Origin of the sequence: Cupriavidus sp. MP-37 (assembly GCF_020618415.1) — a bacterium.
GTDB lineage: Bacteria > Pseudomonadota > Gammaproteobacteria > Burkholderiales > Burkholderiaceae > Cupriavidus.
The window spans coordinates 192,550-208,987 of sequence record NZ_CP085344.1 but is presented as its reverse complement, the minus strand read 5'-3'; the positions used below and the strand labels follow the sequence as shown (position 1 = coordinate 208,987).

The 16,438-nt window shown below is 68.9% G+C and carries 16 protein-coding genes and 2 riboswitches; of the genes, 2 read left to right on the top strand and 14 right to left on the bottom strand.

Annotation, left to right across the window (positions count from 1 at the left end; translation table 11 throughout):
* Positions 1–14: 14 nt before the first annotated feature.
* The 3 genes from LIN44_RS01030 to LIN44_RS01020 all read right to left on the bottom strand — a co-directional run bounded on the left by LIN44_RS01030 (position 15) and on the right by LIN44_RS01020 (position 4,024).
* Positions 15–713 carry a glutathione S-transferase family protein gene (locus tag LIN44_RS01030; RefSeq protein WP_227313176.1) on the bottom strand — a complete coding sequence of 233 codons (699 nt, stop codon included), beginning with the start codon at positions 711–713 and terminating at the stop codon, positions 15–17.
* Between the two features lie 199 nt (positions 714–912).
* Positions 913–1,935, bottom strand: coding sequence for a complex I NDUFA9 subunit family protein (locus LIN44_RS01025; protein WP_227313175.1), 1,023 nt, complete (start codon positions 1,933–1,935; stop codon positions 913–915).
* 124 nt (positions 1,936–2,059) lie between these two features.
* On the bottom strand, positions 2,060–4,024 hold the full coding sequence (locus LIN44_RS01020; protein ID WP_227313174.1) for a lytic transglycosylase domain-containing protein: 1,965 nt from the start codon (positions 4,022–4,024) through the stop codon (positions 2,060–2,062).
* Between the two features lie 104 nt (positions 4,025–4,128).
* On the opposite strand from LIN44_RS01020, the gene LIN44_RS01015 reads away from it, so the two are divergent.
* Positions 4,129–4,707 (top strand): 5-formyltetrahydrofolate cyclo-ligase, encoded by a 579-nt coding sequence (locus LIN44_RS01015; protein ID WP_227313173.1) that lies wholly within the window; start codon positions 4,129–4,131, stop codon positions 4,705–4,707.
* Here the strand turns inward: LIN44_RS01015 and LIN44_RS01010 are convergent.
* From LIN44_RS01010 to ahcY, 4 genes are all read right to left on the bottom strand, one after another.
* On the bottom strand, positions 4,704–5,462 hold the full coding sequence (locus LIN44_RS01010) for a Mut7-C ubiquitin/RNAse domain-containing protein (protein WP_227313172.1): 759 nt from the start codon (positions 5,460–5,462) through the stop codon (positions 4,704–4,706). The two genes, LIN44_RS01015 and LIN44_RS01010, sit on opposite strands and share 4 nt — an antisense overlap.
* Positions 5,463–5,742: 280 nt before the next feature.
* Positions 5,743–6,573 (bottom strand): methylenetetrahydrofolate reductase [NAD(P)H], encoded by an 831-nt coding sequence (gene metF / locus LIN44_RS01005; RefSeq protein WP_111521693.1) that lies wholly within the window; start codon positions 6,571–6,573, stop codon positions 5,743–5,745.
* Positions 6,574–6,613: 40 nt separating this feature from the next.
* Positions 6,614–6,964: a phage holin family protein gene (locus tag LIN44_RS01000; protein WP_116335928.1), complete on the bottom strand. Its 351-nt coding sequence runs from the start codon at positions 6,962–6,964 to the stop codon at positions 6,614–6,616.
* A gap of 84 nt (positions 6,965–7,048) precedes the next feature.
* Positions 7,049–8,467, bottom strand: coding sequence for an adenosylhomocysteinase (ahcY, locus tag LIN44_RS00995; protein ID WP_227313171.1), 1,419 nt, complete (start codon positions 8,465–8,467; stop codon positions 7,049–7,051).
* A 119-nt stretch (positions 8,468–8,586) separates the two neighbouring features.
* A riboswitch (S-adenosyl-L-homocysteine riboswitch) is annotated at positions 8,587–8,681 on the bottom strand.
* Positions 8,682–8,739: 58 nt separating this feature from the next.
* On the opposite strand from ahcY, the gene thiD reads away from it, so the two are divergent.
* Entirely contained in the window at positions 8,740–9,576 is an 837-nt protein-coding gene (gene thiD, locus LIN44_RS00990; protein ID WP_227313170.1) for a bifunctional hydroxymethylpyrimidine kinase/phosphomethylpyrimidine kinase, read from the top strand.
* A 23-nt stretch (positions 9,577–9,599) separates the two neighbouring features.
* On the opposite strand, the gene LIN44_RS00985 is transcribed toward thiD, so the two are convergent.
* From LIN44_RS00985 to thiC, 7 genes are all read right to left on the bottom strand, one after another.
* A complete protein-coding gene (locus LIN44_RS00985) occupies positions 9,600–10,049 on the bottom strand; it encodes a PaaI family thioesterase (RefSeq protein ID WP_227313169.1) in 450 nt (149 codons plus the stop codon).
* Positions 10,050–10,288: 239 nt separating this feature from the next.
* Entirely contained in the window at positions 10,289–10,795 is a 507-nt protein-coding gene (locus tag LIN44_RS00980; RefSeq protein ID WP_227313168.1) for a GNAT family N-acetyltransferase, read from the bottom strand.
* A gap of 7 nt (positions 10,796–10,802) precedes the next feature.
* Positions 10,803–11,936 (bottom strand): thiamine phosphate synthase, encoded by a 1,134-nt coding sequence (locus LIN44_RS00975; RefSeq protein WP_227313167.1) that lies wholly within the window; start codon positions 11,934–11,936, stop codon positions 10,803–10,805.
* Positions 11,933–12,769 carry a thiazole synthase gene (locus tag LIN44_RS00970; protein WP_116381774.1) on the bottom strand — a complete coding sequence of 279 codons (837 nt, stop codon included), beginning with the start codon at positions 12,767–12,769 and terminating at the stop codon, positions 11,933–11,935. Before LIN44_RS00970 ends, LIN44_RS00975 begins: the two co-directional genes overlap by 4 nt.
* Positions 12,770–12,772: 3 nt before the next feature.
* A complete protein-coding gene (gene thiS, locus LIN44_RS00965; protein ID WP_227313166.1) occupies positions 12,773–12,970 on the bottom strand; it encodes a sulfur carrier protein ThiS in 198 nt (65 codons plus the stop codon).
* A gap of 12 nt (positions 12,971–12,982) precedes the next feature.
* Positions 12,983–14,173, bottom strand: coding sequence for an FAD-dependent oxidoreductase (locus LIN44_RS00960; protein ID WP_227313165.1), 1,191 nt, complete (start codon positions 14,171–14,173; stop codon positions 12,983–12,985).
* A gap of 137 nt (positions 14,174–14,310) precedes the next feature.
* A complete protein-coding gene (gene thiC, locus LIN44_RS00955; protein ID WP_018004674.1) occupies positions 14,311–16,191 on the bottom strand; it encodes a phosphomethylpyrimidine synthase ThiC in 1,881 nt (626 codons plus the stop codon).
* A gap of 101 nt (positions 16,192–16,292) precedes the next feature.
* Positions 16,293–16,394: riboswitch (TPP riboswitch) on the bottom strand.
* Positions 16,395–16,438: the final 44 nt, after the last annotated feature.

Here is a 16,438-nt window from a genome sequence, read left to right as displayed (position 1 = left end):
TGCCGGCGTTATGGCTAGTGGTTGATGATGATCGCATCGGCACGGTCGGGGGCCAGGCGGTACGGCTCGTCGTCGGCCAGGAAGTCGCGTTCCTCGCGCGCGCCGGCAATCCATTGCTGCAGCGCCGGCAGGCCCAGCATGAAATCGGCATAGGCCTTGGCCTCTGCGCAGTCGTCCGGCAGGTGGATGCCGTAGGTGGCGAAGCGGCTCACCACCGGCGCAAAGAACGCGTCGGCGACGGTGAAGGTGCCGAACAGGAAAGGTCCGCGCGCCGCATGCTGCTTGCGCAGCCCGTCCCAGATCGCGGCGATGCGCTCGACCTCGCGCTGCACCGCCACGTTCCAGCCGCGCCCCGGCAGCACCGCGGTCACGTTCATCGGCAACTGGCTGCGCACGTTGACGAAGCCCGAATGCATCTCGGCGCAGACCGCGCGCGCCACCGCGCGCGCGGCGGGATCGGCCGGCCACAGCTGCTTGTCGGGGAAGCGCTCGGCCACGTATTCGGAGATCGCCAGCGAATCCCACACGGTGATGTCGCCGTCGACCAGCACCGGCACCTTGCCCGCGGGCGAATAGCGCGCGATTTCGGCGGCGAAGCTGCCGGTGAACAGGCGCACCTGCACTTCCTCGAAATCAATGCCGGCCTGGCGCAGCAGCAGCCAGGGGCGCAGCGACCAGGAGGAATAGTTCTTGTTGCCGATGACGAGCTTCATCGTGAGGTCCTTGGGGGAGGAAACGGAGGGAGAGACGGCACGGACGCGGGCCGCGATCCGTGCGCCGCGGCCCCGCGGCAGGGCGTAGCCGCAGAGCGCCGGACCAGTCATTTTGCCAGCGCGGCGGCCCGCGTCAAAGTGAATTGCGCTCGCAACCGATATGAAATCCGGTCACATAGGCCGCATCGCGGATGGCGCCTCAGCGATGCACGCTGGCACGCATGTGCGTCAGCGCGGCATCGCGGTTGCGCCCGGACAGCGCGTCGGTCATGACCGACTCCAGGTGCACCGGATGCAGGTTCAGCTCCGGCGCCAGCGGGCGCTCCAGCACGTTGTCGAGCTGCATCGAATCGAGGTTGTCGCGCGACAGCAGCGGCTCGCCCGGCATATGCTCCATCACCGCCGCCTGCACCCGCGCCAGCGCATCGGGCAGCGCGATCACCGGGCGCGGATGGCCCGAGGCGCGGCCGGCAAAGCGCACCAGCTCCTCCAGCGTATAGACCTGCGGCCCGCCCAGCTCATAGCCGTGGCCGATGGTGGCCGGATTGACCATGGCGTTCAGGTAGGCCTGCACCACGTCCTGCACATACACCGGCTGGAAGCGCGCATGCGCGCACGCCAGCGGCACCACCGGCGCCAGCTGCTGCATGTGGGCGAACAGGTTCAGGAAATGGTCGTCGGGGCCGAACACCACCGAGGGCCGGAAGATGGTCCAGTCGAGCCCGCTGGCGCGCACGATGCGCTCGCCGTCGCCCTTGCTGCGCAGGTACATCGACGGCCCGTTGCTGTCGGCGCCGAGCGCGCTCATATGCAACAGCCGGCGCACGCCCGTCGACAGGCACGACGCCACGATCTGCCGCACCAGTTCCACATGCGCGCTGGCAAAGGCCTCGCCGTAGGGATCGGCGCGCTCGCCGTGCAGCACGCCCACCAGGTTGACGACGATGCCGTCGACGCCGAGCGAGCCGATCGCGTCGTCGAGCGCGGCATTGTCGGCCAGGCCCAGCTCCACCACCTCGACGCGCGGCAGCAACAGCAGGTGCTGCGCATGCTCGACATTGCGGGTGCCGACCACGATGCGCTCCGGGGCGATCGGGGAATCGGGATTGGCGCCGGGCTCCAGCGGCGCGCCCGAGGCCGAGGCGGCGCCGGCCAGGCGCGAGACGAGGTGGCTGCCGATGAAGCCGGCGCCACCGATGACGAGGACGTTGCTGGTCTGCATGTTGCCTCCGTGCCAGGAAAGAAGCACGCCGCGGCACCCGCGCCAGCCCGGGCCCGCGGCGCTACGCCGGCAGGCCCGTCTGGCCCCGCCCCATGCCGGAGCAGGCGGACCGGAACAGACGACTTCAGGGCAGGCTGGTGGTGGTCACCGCCGACGGCGCGACCGTGCCCAGGCGCGACTTCAGCGACTGCGGCCGGCCACTCATCAATGCAGCATAGTACGTAGCGTTGGAAAGCACATTCTTCACATAGCCGCGCGTTTCATTGAACGGGATGGTTTCTGCAAAGATCGCGCCTTCCACCGGCCGCGCCAGCGTGCTGCGCCAGGCCTTGGGCCGGCCCGGGCCGGCGTTGTACGCGGCCGAGGCCAGCGTCCACGAGCTGTCCAGGTCGGTCAGCACCATGTTCAGGTAGTTGGTGCCGAGCTGGATGTTGATGGTGGGATCGCCCATCATCGACGGCGAAAAGTCGCTCATGCCGATCTTGCGCGCCACGTATTTTGCCGTGGCCGGCATTACCTGCATCAGGCCATGCGCGCCCGCCGACGAGCGCGCATTCATGATGAAGCGCGATTCCTGGCGGATCAGGCCGTACACCCATGCCATGTCCAGCCCGACCTCGTCGGTGGCGCGCTGCATGATGTCGCGGTACGGCATCAGGAAGCGCAGCGCGAAGTCATGCTCGTTGCGGGTGCGGTCGGCCGAGTTGACGGTGCGGTCGAGCAGCTCGAGGCGGCGCGCATATTCGGCCGCGGCCAGCAGCTCGCGGTCGCTCATGTTGCGCAGCTCCCAGTTCCACTCGCGGTTGCCCTCGAAGCGCAGGTTCATGGCGTAGAACTTCTGCGCACGCTGAAAACCGGGGCGCGCGCGCATTGCCATGGCCTCGGCGTCGCTGACAGTGGTGCGCGGCGGCAGCGTGATGCGGTTGCCCAGTTCCTCGCTGGCCAGCTGGCCGTAGAAATTGAACTGGCCGGCAATCTGCTGGAAATTCTGCTGGGCCTCGGTGTCGCGGCCATCGGCCTTGAGCGCGCGGCCGTACCAGTAGATCCAGGCCGGGTCCTTGGCGCGCAGCTCAGGGCGCATCAGCTCGACCGCCTGGCGCACCTGCTTCCAGTCGCCCTGGCGCAGCGCGGCGCGCACGCGCCATTCCTGGGTGTCGTCGGACAGCCACTGGTTGCCGCCCAGGTCCATCTGGCGGCGGTAATAGCCGGCCGCCTCGGGCAGCAGCTTCTTGGCCGCGAACTGGCCGATCACGCCCCAGGCCGCGCCCTGCTCGTCGCGCGACAGCGCGCCCTGCGCCGTGGCCAGGTAGGCCGCCGCCTGCGATGGGTCGGAGCGCGCCATCTTGACGATGGTGGCCAGCGTGTCGCCGTCGACGCGCGCCTCAGGTCGCGCATCAGGCAGCAGCGCGGCGATCTTGCCGGCCAGCGTGACGTAGTTCTGCTCCAGCGCCAGGCGCGCCTGGAAGGCCACGTCGCTGCGCTGGATCTGCTGGCTCTGCACCAGGTAGCCGATCAGGTCGACACAACCCTCGCCGTAGTACCGCGGATCGCTCAGCACGTTGCGCGCATCGGCGGCCACGTTCTGGCCCTTGAGCGCGCGCGACAGCAGCGCATAGCATTCGACCTGGGTATCGTCCTTGAGCGCGAACTGCGGGTATTCGACATCGAAGTTGGCCCAGTCGCGCTTCTTGCCCAGCACCAGCAGCCAGTCATTGCGCATGCGGTCGGCAATCGCGTCGCCCTTGTAGCGCTGCAGGAACACGCGCACCTGGTCGTCCGGCGCATCGATGCGCGCCAGGCCGCTGGCGTCGAACAGCTGCGGCTTGATGCGGAAGTACTCGACATAGGACGGCACCGGGTAATCCACCAGCGTGGCCGAGATCGCGTAGGCGCGCTCCACGTCGTTCTTGCGCGCGGCTTCGCGCAGCGCGGCGAAGGCCTCGTCGGGATCGCTGGGGATCACCGTCGACGGCGCGCGCGTGACCGTCTGCGGGCGCTTCTGCGCGTGGACCGGCGTGACAAGCAATGCACATGCGAGCGCGATCCAGGCGGCCCGCCCTGCACGCTGCAGATATACTCCCTTCAGCATTCTTCTTCCTTGTCGATGACGGCGGCGCCGGCGCCCGCACCGGTGTGCCAGGTGCCGCGGCGCCGCCGTCCGTGTTGGTTCGGACGAGGGCATTATCCCACGCCATGTCTTCCACTCCTGCGACTACATCCTCCCCTGCGGCCGACCGCCGCGCGCTGCGCGCGCAGCTGCTGGCGCAGCGCGCCGCCCTCCCTGCACGCGCCGAAGCCGATGCACGCATCGCCGCCGCGCTGTCTGAACTGCTGGCGGGGCTGGCGGTGCGGTGCCTGGGCTTCTACTGGCCGATCCAGCAAGAGTTCGACGCGCGCGCGGCGGTGGCGCAGTGGCTCGCCGCCGTGCCCGGCCGCCATGCCGCGCTGCCCTCGGTCAGCCGCCCGGGCACGCCGCTGGATTTCCACCTGTGGGCGCCGGATACGCCCATGGCCACCGGCCACTACGGCATCCCGGTGCCCGACGGCACCGAGGCCGCCATGCCCGATGCGCTGCTCATTCCCTGTGTCGGTTTCAGCCCGGACAAGTTCCGCCTGGGCTATGGCGGCGGCTTCTACGACCGCACCCTGGCGGCGCTGGCGCAGCGGCCGGTGGCCATCGGCATCGGCTACGACGCCTGCCGACTCGCTCTGCAGGCGCAGCCGCACGACATCGCCATGGACTGGATCGTGACGGAGTCGGGGGCGTTCTAGCCCGCGGCAGGCCCGGCGTCCTGCACCAGCTCATCGACCAGCGCGCGCATGCAGCGCCAGTGCGAGCCTTCCCAGAACACGCGCCGGCAGCGGTCGCAGGTGACGAAGCTGCGATGGCGCGCGAGCACGCCGTCCGGCACGCGTCCGACGGCGCGCGCCGGATCCAGCGCGCGCAGCGGCGCATTGCAGTCCAGGCACAATGAAAACGGCCGGGCGCTGCGCGCCAGGTCCAGCCGCGCAAAGATCTCGCGCACCTGCTGGCGCGACTTGAGCGCGCGCACATAGCAGCCGTGCGTGATGCCGCGCCGCTTGAGCAGCTCGCGGTCGCGCGTCAGCACGATGCGGCCCTCGTCGACCGCGATGCGCTCGATCTCGCTGTCTTCGAAATGGTTGTCGTAGAGCGTGTCGAAGCCGGTCATGCGCAGCAGATGCGCCAGTCCGCCCAGGTGGGCATCGGCGACAAAGCGCATCACGCGCAGCGGCTGCTCGCGTACCCGCAGCAGCGGCGACACATCGATCCGTTCGAACTTGGGATAGACCGAGACCCGGTCGCCCTCGCACAGCTGCCGGTCGAATCCGCATGATTCGCCGTTGACCAGGATCAGCTCGACCTCGGTATGCGGCACGCCCAGCGCCTCGATCATGTGCTTGACGGTCGCGGCGCGCGCGCACGCGCAGGACAGGTCGCGCCGGCGCTGGTCCGGCGCGAGGAAGTCGTTCAGTTCCTCGTAGAAGCGGAAGGTGGCGGTGACCATGGAGGCGAGTATGGCACCGATTTTGGCGGGCGTGGGAGCACCAACATCGCCTGCAGCAAGCTCCCCTCGCCCGCTTGCGGGAGAGGGGTGGGGGAGAGGGCCGGCGCTTGCCGCAGCCGCTATGCTGGATAAAACCGTTGGCCCCGCTCTTTGTGATTCCTCGCTAAACCACCCCTCACCCCAACCCTCTCCCCATGAGGGGAGAGGGAGAACACCTTGCCTAGGCTAGCTCGAGCCGCTTGGGAGCACGCCAAACCGCTCTCTTCTTCGGCGGCGTTCCTTACAGCTTCAGCCGCTGCCAGATCGCCTTGGTCGCGCCGGCCGCGTTGAGCGTATAGAAATGCAGGCCCGGCACGCCCGCGGCCAGCAGGCGTTCGCACAGCGCCGTGACCACGTCCAGCCCGAAGGCGCGGATCGATTCGCGGTCGTCGCCGAAGCTCTCCAGGCGCTTGGCCACCCAGCGCGGCACTTCGGCGCCGCACATCTCGGAGAAGCGCATCAGCTGCGAGTAGTTGGTGATCGGCATGATGCCCGGCACGATCGGCACCTCGACGCCCAGCGCGCGCACATCGTCGACGAAGCGGAAGTACGCGTCGGCGTTGTAGAAGTACTGGGTGATCGCCGAGTCGGCGCCGGCCCTGACCTTGCGCACGAAGTTGTCGAGATCATGGCGCGGCGACTTGGCCTGCGGGTGGTACTCGGGGTAAGCCGCAACTTCGATATTGAACCAGTCGCCGGTCTCGGCGCGGATGAACTCGACCAGCTCGTTGGCGTAGCGGAACTCGCCGATCTCGCCCATGCCCGACGGCATGTCGCCGCGCAGCGCGACGATATGGCGGATGCCGCCGTCGCGGTACTGCTGCAGGATCGCGCGGATGCTCTCGCGCGATGAACCGACGCACGACAGGTGCGGCGCCGCCTCGATGCCTTCGCGCTGGATTTCGAGCACGGCGTCGAGCGTGCCCTGCTGCGTGGTGCCGCCGGCGCCGAACGTCACCGAGATGTACTTGGGCTTGAGCGGTGCCAGCTGCGCACGCGTGTTGCGCAGCTTCTCGGTGCCCTCCGCCGTCTTGGGCGGGAAGAATTCAAAGCTGAAGTAGCGGTCTTGCATGATGGTGGCGCGCCGCGTTGGCGCGGCGCGCGAAATAAGGTCAATCGTCGCGGTTGCCCAGCAGCAGGCTGGCCAGCAGCCACGAGATCACGCTGTACAGGATCGAGCCCAGCAAGGCCGCCCAGAAGCCGTCGACGGTAAAGCCCGACAGCAGGTTGCCGACGAACAGGAACAGCAGCGCGTTGATGACGAAGATAAACAGCCCCAGCGTCAGCAGCGTCACCGGCAGCGTCAGGATCACCAGCAGCGGTCGGATCAGCGTATTGACCAGGCCCAGCACCAGCGCCGCCAGCATCGCCGAGCCGAAGCTCTTGATGTGGATCGACGGGATGATGTAAGGCAACACGAACAGCGCAACGGCGTTGATGATCCAGACGACCAGTAGTCTCATGACGGTTCCTTGGTTGGCTTCGATGGCGGGATTTCTCCCCTCTCCCGCACGCGGGAGAGGGGAGCTGCTACCTCACTGCGCGCATCAATAGCGGTAGTGATCCGCCTTGTACGGGCCTTCCTTCTTCACCCCGATGTAAGCGGCCTGCTGCTCGGTCAGCTCGGTCAGCTGCGCGTTGAGCTTGCGCAGCTGCAGGCGCGCCACCTTCTCGTCCAGGTGCTTGGGCAGCGTGTAGACGCCGACCGGGTACTTGCCGCTGTCGCGCTCCTGCCAGAGCTCGATCTGCGCGATGGTCTGGTTGGCGAACGAGCTGCTCATCACGTACGACGGGTGGCCGGTGGCGCAGCCCAGGTTCACCAGGCGGCCCTTGGCCAGGATGATCAGCTTCTTGCCATCGGGGAACTTCACGTGGTCGACCTGCGGCTTGATCTCGTCCCACTCGTACTTCTCGATCGAGGCGATGTCGATCTCGTTGTCGAAGTGGCCGATATTGCAGACGATGGCCTGGTCCTTCATCTTCGCCATGTGGTCATGGGTGATGACGTGGTAGTTGCCGGTGCAGGTGACGAAGATATCGCCATGCTCGGCGGCGTAGTCCATGGTGACCACGCGATAGCCTTCCATCGCGGCCTGCAGCGCGCAGATCGGGTCGATCTCGGTGACCCACACCTGCGCCGACAGCGCGCGCAGCGCCTGTGCGCTGCCCTTGCCCACGTCGCCGTAGCCGGCGACCACCGCGATCTTGCCGGCGATCATCACGTCGGTGGCGCGCTTGATGCCGTCGACCAGCGATTCGCGGCAGCCGTACAGGTTGTCGAACTTGCTCTTGGTGACCGAGTCGTTGACGTTGATCGCGGGGAAGCGCAGCTCGCCCTTCTGCGCCATCTGGTACAGGCGGTGCACGCCGGTGGTGGTTTCCTCGGTCACGCCGCGGATGGCTGCCAGGTTGCGGCTGTACCACGACGGATCCTTGGCCAGCTTTTCCTTGATCGCGGCGAACAGGAAGGTTTCTTCCTCGCTGCCCGGGTTGGCGATGACCGCGGCGTCCTGCTCGGCGCGCGCGCCCAGGTGCAGCAGCAGCGTGGCGTCGCCGCCGTCGTCGAGGATCATGTTCGGGGTACCGCCGTCGGCCCAGTCGAAGATGCGGTGCGTGAAGTCCCAGTATTCCTTCAGCGATTCGCCCTTGAAGGCGAACACCGGCGTGCCGCCCGCGGCAATCGCGGCGGCAGCGTGGTCCTGCGTCGAGAAGATGTTGCACGAGGCCCAGCGCACGTCGGCGCCCAGCGCCTTGAGCGTCTCGATCAGCACGGCGGTCTGGATCGTCATGTGCAGCGAGCCGGCGATGCGCGCGCCCTTGAGCGGCTGCGCGGCGGCGAACTCGTCGCGGATTGCCATCAGGCCGGGCATCTCGGTCTCGGCAATGGCGATTTCCTTGCGGCCCCAGCCGGCCAGGTTGATATCGGCGACGAGGTAGTCGTGCTTCAGGTCGGTCACAGCGTTCATGTTTCACTCCCGGTGAAGAGTGGCACGCAGGTGACGAGTTCGGGGAATCAGGCGGCGGCATGGCAGCGGGCACATGCGCAGCGGGCGGATAGGTCGACTCGCCTCCGTGCGAAACCACGGATCAGCGAGCGCCGTTGAAGACAGTCCGAGCCTGGCGGATGCATGGGGTGGCACTGCCTGCCTTACCGCATCCGTTGCAACGCTCCTCGGAGTGGCGGTATTGTAGCGTGCCCGGCCGCCTTGCGCACCGGCCCTCCTTGATTTCCTCGCAGATGATTCCAACGCCACCCCGCACCCTGACCATCGCCGGTTCCGACTCCGGCGGCGGCGCCGGCATCCAGGCCGACCTGAAGACCTTTTCCGCGCTGGGCTGCTTCGGCATGAGCGCGATCACCGCGATCACCGCGCAGAACACGCTTGGCGTGACCGGCGTGCATGCCATTCCGGCGCAGATGGTGGCCGCGCAGATCGACGCGGTCGCCGGCGATATCGGCGTGGATGCGGCCAAGACCGGCATGCTGGGCACCGCCGCCATCGTCGAGGCCGTGGCCGCGGCGGCCGACCGGCACGGCATTCGCAAGCTGGTGGTGGATCCGGTGATGATCTCGACCTCGGGCGCGACGCTGTCCGACGATGCCACCACGCAGGCGATGGTGCGGCTGCTGTTCCCGCGCGCGCTGCTGGTCACGCCCAACCTGCCCGAGGCCTCCTACCTGCTGGGCCGCCGCATCGCGCGCCGCGCCGAGATGGAACAGGCCGCCGCCGACCTGATCGCGCTGGGCTGCCCGGCCGTGCTGCTCAAGGGCGGCCACCTGGAAGACGATGGCGCGGCGGGCATCGCCGGCGGGCTGGACGACATGCTGATGCTGAAGGACGGCACCGTGCGCGTATTCACGCACCCGCGTGTCGAGACCCGCAACCTGCACGGCACCGGCTGCACGCTGGCGGCGGCGATTGCGGCGCAGCTGGCGCGCGGCGATGCGCTGGAAGCGGCCGTGGGGACCGCGCTGGATTATGTGGCGCAGGCCATCGCGGCCGGCGCGGGATTGCGGCTGGGCAGCGGCAACGGCCCGCTGAACCACGCCTTCGCGCCGCGGGCGCTGGGCTGAGCGGCGGGTACTTCAGGCCGTAATCAGTTGCCGCCGCTGGACAACGGCACCAGCTTGAACGCGGCGCGCGCCACGCACACCACATTGCCGTCGGCATCCTTCACTTCCCCCTCGCAGAACGCAATGCGCGCGCCGCGGCGCAGGCAGCGTGCTTCCAGCGTCAGCTCGCCGCGCGCGGCGGCGAGGAAGTGGGTCGACATGTCGATGGTGATCACGCCGGTTTCCGTCGGCGCATGCGAGCGCGCGGCGCCGCTCAGCGTGAAATCCAGCGTCGCCATCAGCGTGCCGCCATGCACGTCGCCGCGGCTGTTCACCAGTTGCGGATGCGCCGGCAGGCGCGTGCGGCAGTAGCCGTCTTCGATCAGCTCCGGCTGCAGGCCGAAATAGCGCATCAGCGGCACGTCGATGCCGAAATAGGGTTTTTCGGGCGTGCCGGGGGCGGCGGGGATGATGGCGGGAAGCTGGGTCGACATGGCGGGCACGGCTGGGTGGTTGGCGGGGGATGCTGGCCAACATCATAGCGGCGGGCTCCGCTGCGGCTTGCGCGGCTGGGCGAATGTCGCACAAATCTTGTCAATGGGATTTGCCATCGCTCGCACCGAGGAGAGCAAACCGCCGCAGCATCGTTGCTTCGAGCCTTCCAACTCCCGATTGCGTTCTCCCTCTCCCGCAAGCGGGAGAGGGGAGCAAACCGACGGGATAGGTCCCCGCCTCACAACTCTTGCCGCATCGCCACGCGCTGCCGCAATCCTGCCGCGCGCTGCGCCGCCAGCGCCTCCGACAGCAAGGGGCAAAGTTCGCTGTCCTCCAGCTGCCGGAATCCCATCGAAGCATAGAACGGCGCATTCCAGCGCAGGTGCGCGAACGTGGTCAGGCCCAGCGAGCGCAGTCCGCCGGCACGTGCCCACTCCTGCACCGTGCCGACCAGCGCGCGCCCGATGCCGCGCCGGCCATGGTCGGGATGCACGTCCATCTCGTCGAGATAGCCGCATGCGCCGCGGCGGCTGGCCAGTGCGAAGCCGGCGACTTCGCCGCCATGCTCGGCCACCCACAGGCGCCCTTCGCGCTGCGCCGCGGCCAGTGCCGGCTCCGGCGTGCTGACCAGGCGCAGCAGCGCCGGCAGGTCGCCCTCCGGGAACAGCGCGGCGGCGGCCAGCTCGATATCCGGCAGCCGCGGCAGGTCAGCGACGGCCGCCAGGCGAATGCGCAAGGCGGCCATGGCGCGCTCAGCCGGCCGGGAACAGGCTGACGAGGTGGGCCACCGCGGCCGGCACGTCGTCGGCCTCGGTGACGGCGCGCACCACGGCAGCGCTGCCGACGCCCGCCGCCAGCACTTCGCGCAGGTTCGACGCATTGACGCCGCCGATGCCGACCAGCGACGGGATCACCGGCTGCATCAGCTTGGCATACGCACGGAAGCGGCCCATGCCTTGCGGCTGGGTCGGCATCACCTTGGTGGTGGTCGGGAAGATCGCGCCCAGCGCCAGGTAGCTGGGGCGGATCGCGGCCACGCGCAGCATCTCGGCGTAGCCGTGCGTGGACACGCCCAGCCGCAGCCCGGACGCGCGGATCGCGTCGAGGTCGGCGTCGTCCAGGTCTTCCTGGCCGAGGTGGATGCCGTAGAGGCCGCTGTGCGTGCCATGGGCAGCGTGATAATCGATCGCGGCCTGCCAGTGGTCGTTGATGAACAGACGCGACGACGAGCCCTGCATGGCCGCGGCCGCGCGCGCAATCTCGGCGCGCACCGCGGCAGCGTCGCCGGACTTGAAGCGCAGTTGCAGCGTGGGCACGTTCAGCGGCGCCAGGCGCTCGATCCACTCGGCGCTGGGCACCACCACGTACAGGCCCAGCGCGGGGCACGGCGCGAATGGCTCGACCGCCTGTTCCGGCGCCACCAGCGCGGCGTGGCGCACGTGCGGGAAGCGCGCGAAGTCGGACGGCCAGTCGGCCGAGCCCGGGGCCCAGGCGCGCGCCAGGCACAGCGCATCGTGGGCCGGGAAATGCAGCGACAGCGAGGCCAGCAGCACCGCGACGAAGGCGGCCGAATGCGGCTGGTCGCTGTCCGCGCCAACCGAGAATACCCAGGTGCCCATCGGCGAGCGCACGGTGTCGATCCACTGGCCGCCCTCGCGGTCGGTCTCGATCAGCGTGGCGCCGGCGGCGGCAACGCGCGCGATGGTGTCGGCGTCGGCTTCGCCGTCGGACAGCAGCACGTCGTGGGCGCCGGGCTGCGCCGGCGCGTCTTGCAGGCGCCACGCCTGCCACGGCTTGTCGTCGACGCCGAAGGTGTCGCCGTAGTGTTCCAGCACCGCCTGGCGCAGCGGGCCGTCGCTGGGGGCGTGCACGGGGCGGCGGGTCATGCGCGCTGCTCCGTGTTGTCGGCGTGCCAGAACGGCATGCCGACCACCGGCGTGCTGGCCTGCGCGACTTCGCGCTCGGGCATCGGGCCGGCCAGGTAGGCGGTGCGGCCCGCGGCGACGGCCTGCGCGAAGGCGCGCGCCATGTCGACCGGGTAGGCGGCCTGCGCCACCGCGGTGTTGAGCAGCACGCCGTCGTAGCCCCACTCCAGCACCTGCGCCGCATGCGACGGCAGGCCCAGGCCGGCATCGACGATCAGCGGCGTGTCGGGCAGGCGCTCGCGCAGCACGCGCATCGCGTGCGGGTTGACCGCGCCGCGGCCGGTGCCGATCGGCGCGGCCCACGGCATCAGCGCCTGGCAGCCGACGTCGAGCAGGCGGCGGCACAGCACCAGGTCTTCGGTGCAGTACGGCAGCACCTTGAAGCCCTCCTTGATCAGGGTCTCGGCCACGGCCGGCAGGTTGAGCGTGTCGGGCTGCAGCGTGTAGTCGTCGCCGATCAGTTCGAGCTTGATCCACGGCGTCTCGAACACCTCGCGCGCCATCATTGCGGTGGTAATGACTTCCTGCGCGGTGAAGCAGCCGGCGGTGTTGGGCAGCACCGGCACGTTCAGCGCCTTCAGCATCTGCCAGAACGCCTGGCCGCCCTCGCCATCGCCGACCGCGCCCTGGCGGCGCAGCGCGACGGTGATCATGGCCGGGGTGGAGGCCTGCACGGCCGCTTCCAGCGTGGCCGGCGAGGGATAGCGCGCGGTGCCCAGCAGCAGGCGCGAGCCGAATGACTCGCCATACAGCACGAACGGGTCGCGCAGGGTTGCGGAAGGTTCGAAGGTCATGGGTCAGCCTCCCGTCACGGGTTGCACGAGGTCGATGCGGTCGCCGGCCGCAAGAGGGGTGTTGGCATGCGCGGCGCGCGGCACGAACTGGCCGTTGAGCGCCGCGGCAAAGGGAGGCGCGATCTTCGCCGCGCTCACCGCGTCCGCCAGCGTGGCGGATTCGGCAAGGGCGAGCGGTCGGCCGTTGAGCAGGATATCCATGTCAGTCTTGCATTAATGCAGCGTTCCGGAGCGCGCGCCAACGGTGGGCGCCGGCGCTTCCGTCACCGCCTCGATCATACCGGGCCAGCGCAGCGCGGCAGGCACCGCATGCGCGGCGGGATCGCCCTTGAGCAGCGCGCCCACCACCGCGCACGCGGCCTCGGTCACCGCGGGGGCGATCAGGAAGCCGTGGCGGTACAGGCCGTTGACGCGCACCACGCGCGCCTGCTGGTCGACGCGGATCGCCGGCAGGTGGTCGGGGCGGGTCGGACGTCGCTGCACGTTCAGCTCCAGCACGCGCGCCTCGCCGAAGGCCGGATGCAGCGAATGCGCCGCCGACAGCAGCTCCAGCGCGGAACGCACGCTCATCGGCGAATCGTCCTCGCTTTCCAGCTCGGTGGCGCCGATCACATACAGGTCGTTGGGCTTGGGCGCGATATAGATCGGATAGCGCGGATGCAGCAGGCGCACCGGGCGGTGCAGTTTGACGTCGGGCGCATGCACGCGCACCACTTCGCCGCGCAGGCCACGCAGGCCCGGCTTGTCGCCGCCCGGCTGCGCGGGCCACGCCGAGCGCGCTCCCAGGCCGCGGCAATCCAGCACCACGTCGGCACGGATGCCGAGCTTGGGCAGCGAGCCGGCATCGACCTCGCCCGCCTCCCAGACGCAATGCACGCCTTCGCTGACCGCGCACGACAGCAGCGCGCGCAGCGCGCCGCGGTTGTCGAGCTGGCCTTCGCCGGCCAGCAGCAGGCCCTGCGGGAAGCGGCCCGCCAGCGCCGGTTCGGCCTCGCCCACGCCGGCGGCGTCGAGCGGGCGCAGCCGCTGCGCCACCAGCTCCGGCGGCGCCACCGCGCGCATGCGGCTGGTGAACAGCGACATCTCGGCGCGGTCGCGCGCATGCCAGACCACCAGCGTGCCGTCTTCCTGGAAGAAGACCGGCTCGGCCAGCTCGGCCAGCCATGCGCGCCACAGGTCGACGCTGGCGATGCCGAGGTCGACGATGCGGCGCTCGGCGATCGCCGACTCGGCCAGCGGCGCCAGCATGGCCGCGGCCACGTAGGCGGCCGAGCCCGCGCCGTCCGGGCCGGCCCGCTCCACCAGCGCCACGCGGGCGCCGCTGCGGACCAGCAACCAGGCGGCCAGGCGGCCGGCAAGGCCGGCCCCGAGGATGGCGACATCAAACGACTGCACTGCTGTCATGAGGGTGTTGTGCCGGGCGCGCCATGCGGCCGCGTCCGGCCTCCTTGTTATCGGTGCCGCCGCGCGGGGCGCTGCGCGGCGGCGGATCATGCGCGGGCATGGCTTGCGAGGCCATGCCCGTACTGCCTGCTACCACATCACGAGTAGATCTTGCTGCCCTTCTTCAGGAACTCGATCGACTTTTCTTCCATGCCCTGCTGCGCTTCCTTGGGCAGCGATGCCGCGTAGTCGCGCACTTCCTGCGTGATCTTCATCGAGCAGAACTTCGGCCCGCACATCGAGCAGAAGTGGGCGATCTTGGCACCCTCGGCCGGCAGCGTGGCGTCGTGGTACGAACGCGCGCGTTCCGGATCCAGGCCCAGGTTGAACTGGTCTTCCCAGCGGAATTCGAAGCGCGCCTTGGACAGCGCGTTGTCGCGCAGCTGCGCGCCGGGCCAGCCCTTGGCCAGGTCAGCCGCGTGCGCGGCGATCTTGTAGGTGATGATGCCCTCGCGCACGTCTTCCTTGTCCGGCAGGCCCAGGTGCTCCTTGGGCGTGACGTAGCACAGCATGGCGGTGCCCATCCAGCCGATATTGGCCGCGCCGATGCCGCTGGTGATGTGGTCGTAGCCGGGGGCGATGTCGGTCACCAGCGGTCCCAGGGTGTAGAACGGCGCCTCGTAGCAATGCTTGAGTTCTTCGTCCATGTTGGCCTGGATGCGCTGCAGCGGCACGTGGCCCGGGCCTTCGATCATCACCTGCACGTCGTGCTTCCACGCCTTGGCGGTCAGCTCGCCCAGCGTGCGCAGTTCGCCGAACTGGGCCTCGTCGTTGGAGTCGGCGATGCAGCCCGGACGCAGGCCGTCGCCGAGGCTGAACGACACGTCGTAGGCCTTCATGATCTCGCAGATCTCGTCGAAGTGCGTGTACAGGAAGTTTTCCTTGTGATGCGCCAGGCACCACTTGGCCATGATCGAACCGCCGCGCGAGACGATGCCGGTAACGCGGTCGGCGGTCAGCGGCACGTAGCGCAGCAGCACGCCGGCGTGGATGGTGAAGTAGTCCACGCCCTGCTCGGCCTGCTCGATCAGCGTGTCGCGGAACATCTCCCAGGTCAGGTCCTCGGCGATGCCGCCGGTCTTGTCCAGCGCCTGGTAGATCGGCACCGTGCCGATCGGCACCGGCGAATTGCGCAGGATCCATTCACGGGTTTCGTGGATGTGCTTGCCGGTGGACAGGTCCATGATGGTGTCGGCGCCCCAGCGGATCGACCACACCATCTTTTCCACTTCTTCGGCCAGCGACGAGGTCACCGCCGAATTGCCGAGGTTGCCGTTGATCTTGACGCGGAAATTGCGCCCGATCGCCATCGGCTCCAGCTCGGTGTGGTTGATGTTGGCGGGAATGATGGCGCGGCCCGAGGCGATTTCCTGGCGCACGAATTCCGGCGTGATGTCTTCGGGACGCAGCGGCAGGCCCGCGCCCAGCGCGTTGCCGGGATGCTGGCGCAGCAGCGCCTTGTATTCGGGCTTGTCGTACAGCGCCTGCAGGTTCAGCGATTCGCGCAGCGCCACGTACTCCATTTCCGGCGTGATGATGCCCTTGCGCGCATAGTGCATCTGCGACACATTGGCCCCGGCCTTGGCGCGGCGCGGGTTGGTCAGCTGGGCGAAGCGCAGGTGCGCGGTGGCGGGGTCGTTGGCACGGTCGCGGCCGTATTCCGACGACAGGCCGGGCAGCACCTCGGTGTCGCCGCGTTCTTCGATCCACTTGGCGCGCACCGGCGGCAGGCCGGCCTTCAGGTCGATATGCACGTCCGGGTCGCTGTACGGGCCCGAGGTGTCATAGACCGGGATCGGCGGGTTGGGCATCTCGCCCTTCTCCGTGCGCGTCGAGGTCTGCAGGATGGTGCGCAGCGGCACGCGGATATCCGGGCGGCTGCCGGTCAGGTAGGTCTTGCTCGAAGCCGGATAGGCGAATTTCTGGTCGAGATCGCTTTCGAGCGATTCGAAAGATGCAGCGGGGGCAGTACGGGCCATGGGTGTCGTCCTCTCTCTCTTGCGGGGTGGACGAAACCAGGAGCCCTGTGAGCGCTGCCGGGGCCGGTGGCCTGGGCGGCGAGTCCCGGAGGGACAAGAGGCTTGGTCTTGCTGAAACTTCCCACGCCGGTACTAACCGGATCGGGTTCGAAGGGACTCTCTCAGCCGCACGGCCCATCCGCACGGCACCCCTGTTTCATCCAACGGGGTGAATTTAAGCACAGAGCACCGGCAGGCGCCAGTGCCA

Excerpts from the sequence above, each read along its gene's own strand:
- LIN44_RS01030 (WP_227313176.1), bottom strand. The coding sequence starts at position 713 with ATGAAGCTCGTCATCGGCAACAAGAACTATTCCTCCTGGTCGCTGCGC.
- LIN44_RS01025 (WP_227313175.1), bottom strand. The coding sequence starts at position 1,935 with ATGCAGACCAGCAACGTCCTCGTCATCGGTGGCGCCGGCTTCATCGGC.
- LIN44_RS01020 (WP_227313174.1), bottom strand. The coding sequence starts at position 4,024 with ATGCTGAAGGGAGTATATCTGCAGCGTGCAGGGCGGGCCGCCTGGATC.
- LIN44_RS01015 (WP_227313173.1), top strand. The coding sequence starts at position 4,129 with ATGTCTTCCACTCCTGCGACTACATCCTCCCCTGCGGCCGACCGCCGC.
- LIN44_RS01010 (WP_227313172.1), bottom strand. The coding sequence starts at position 5,462 with ATGGTCACCGCCACCTTCCGCTTCTACGAGGAACTGAACGACTTCCTC.
- metF (WP_111521693.1), bottom strand. The coding sequence starts at position 6,573 with ATGCAAGACCGCTACTTCAGCTTTGAATTCTTCCCGCCCAAGACGGCG.
- LIN44_RS01000 (WP_116335928.1), bottom strand. The coding sequence starts at position 6,964 with ATGAGACTACTGGTCGTCTGGATCATCAACGCCGTTGCGCTGTTCGTG.
- ahcY (WP_227313171.1), bottom strand. The coding sequence starts at position 8,467 with ATGAACGCTGTGACCGACCTGAAGCACGACTACCTCGTCGCCGATATC.
- thiD (WP_227313170.1), top strand. The coding sequence starts at position 8,740 with ATGATTCCAACGCCACCCCGCACCCTGACCATCGCCGGTTCCGACTCC.
- LIN44_RS00985 (WP_227313169.1), bottom strand. The coding sequence starts at position 10,049 with ATGTCGACCCAGCTTCCCGCCATCATCCCCGCCGCCCCCGGCACGCCC.
- LIN44_RS00980 (WP_227313168.1), bottom strand. The coding sequence starts at position 10,795 with ATGGCCGCCTTGCGCATTCGCCTGGCGGCCGTCGCTGACCTGCCGCGG.
- LIN44_RS00975 (WP_227313167.1), bottom strand. The coding sequence starts at position 11,936 with ATGACCCGCCGCCCCGTGCACGCCCCCAGCGACGGCCCGCTGCGCCAG.
- LIN44_RS00970 (WP_116381774.1), bottom strand. The coding sequence starts at position 12,769 with ATGACCTTCGAACCTTCCGCAACCCTGCGCGACCCGTTCGTGCTGTAT.
- thiS (WP_227313166.1), bottom strand. The coding sequence starts at position 12,970 with ATGGATATCCTGCTCAACGGCCGACCGCTCGCCCTTGCCGAATCCGCC.
- LIN44_RS00960 (WP_227313165.1), bottom strand. The coding sequence starts at position 14,173 with ATGACAGCAGTGCAGTCGTTTGATGTCGCCATCCTCGGGGCCGGCCTT.
- thiC (WP_018004674.1), bottom strand. The coding sequence starts at position 16,191 with ATGGCCCGTACTGCCCCCGCTGCATCTTTCGAATCGCTCGAAAGCGAT.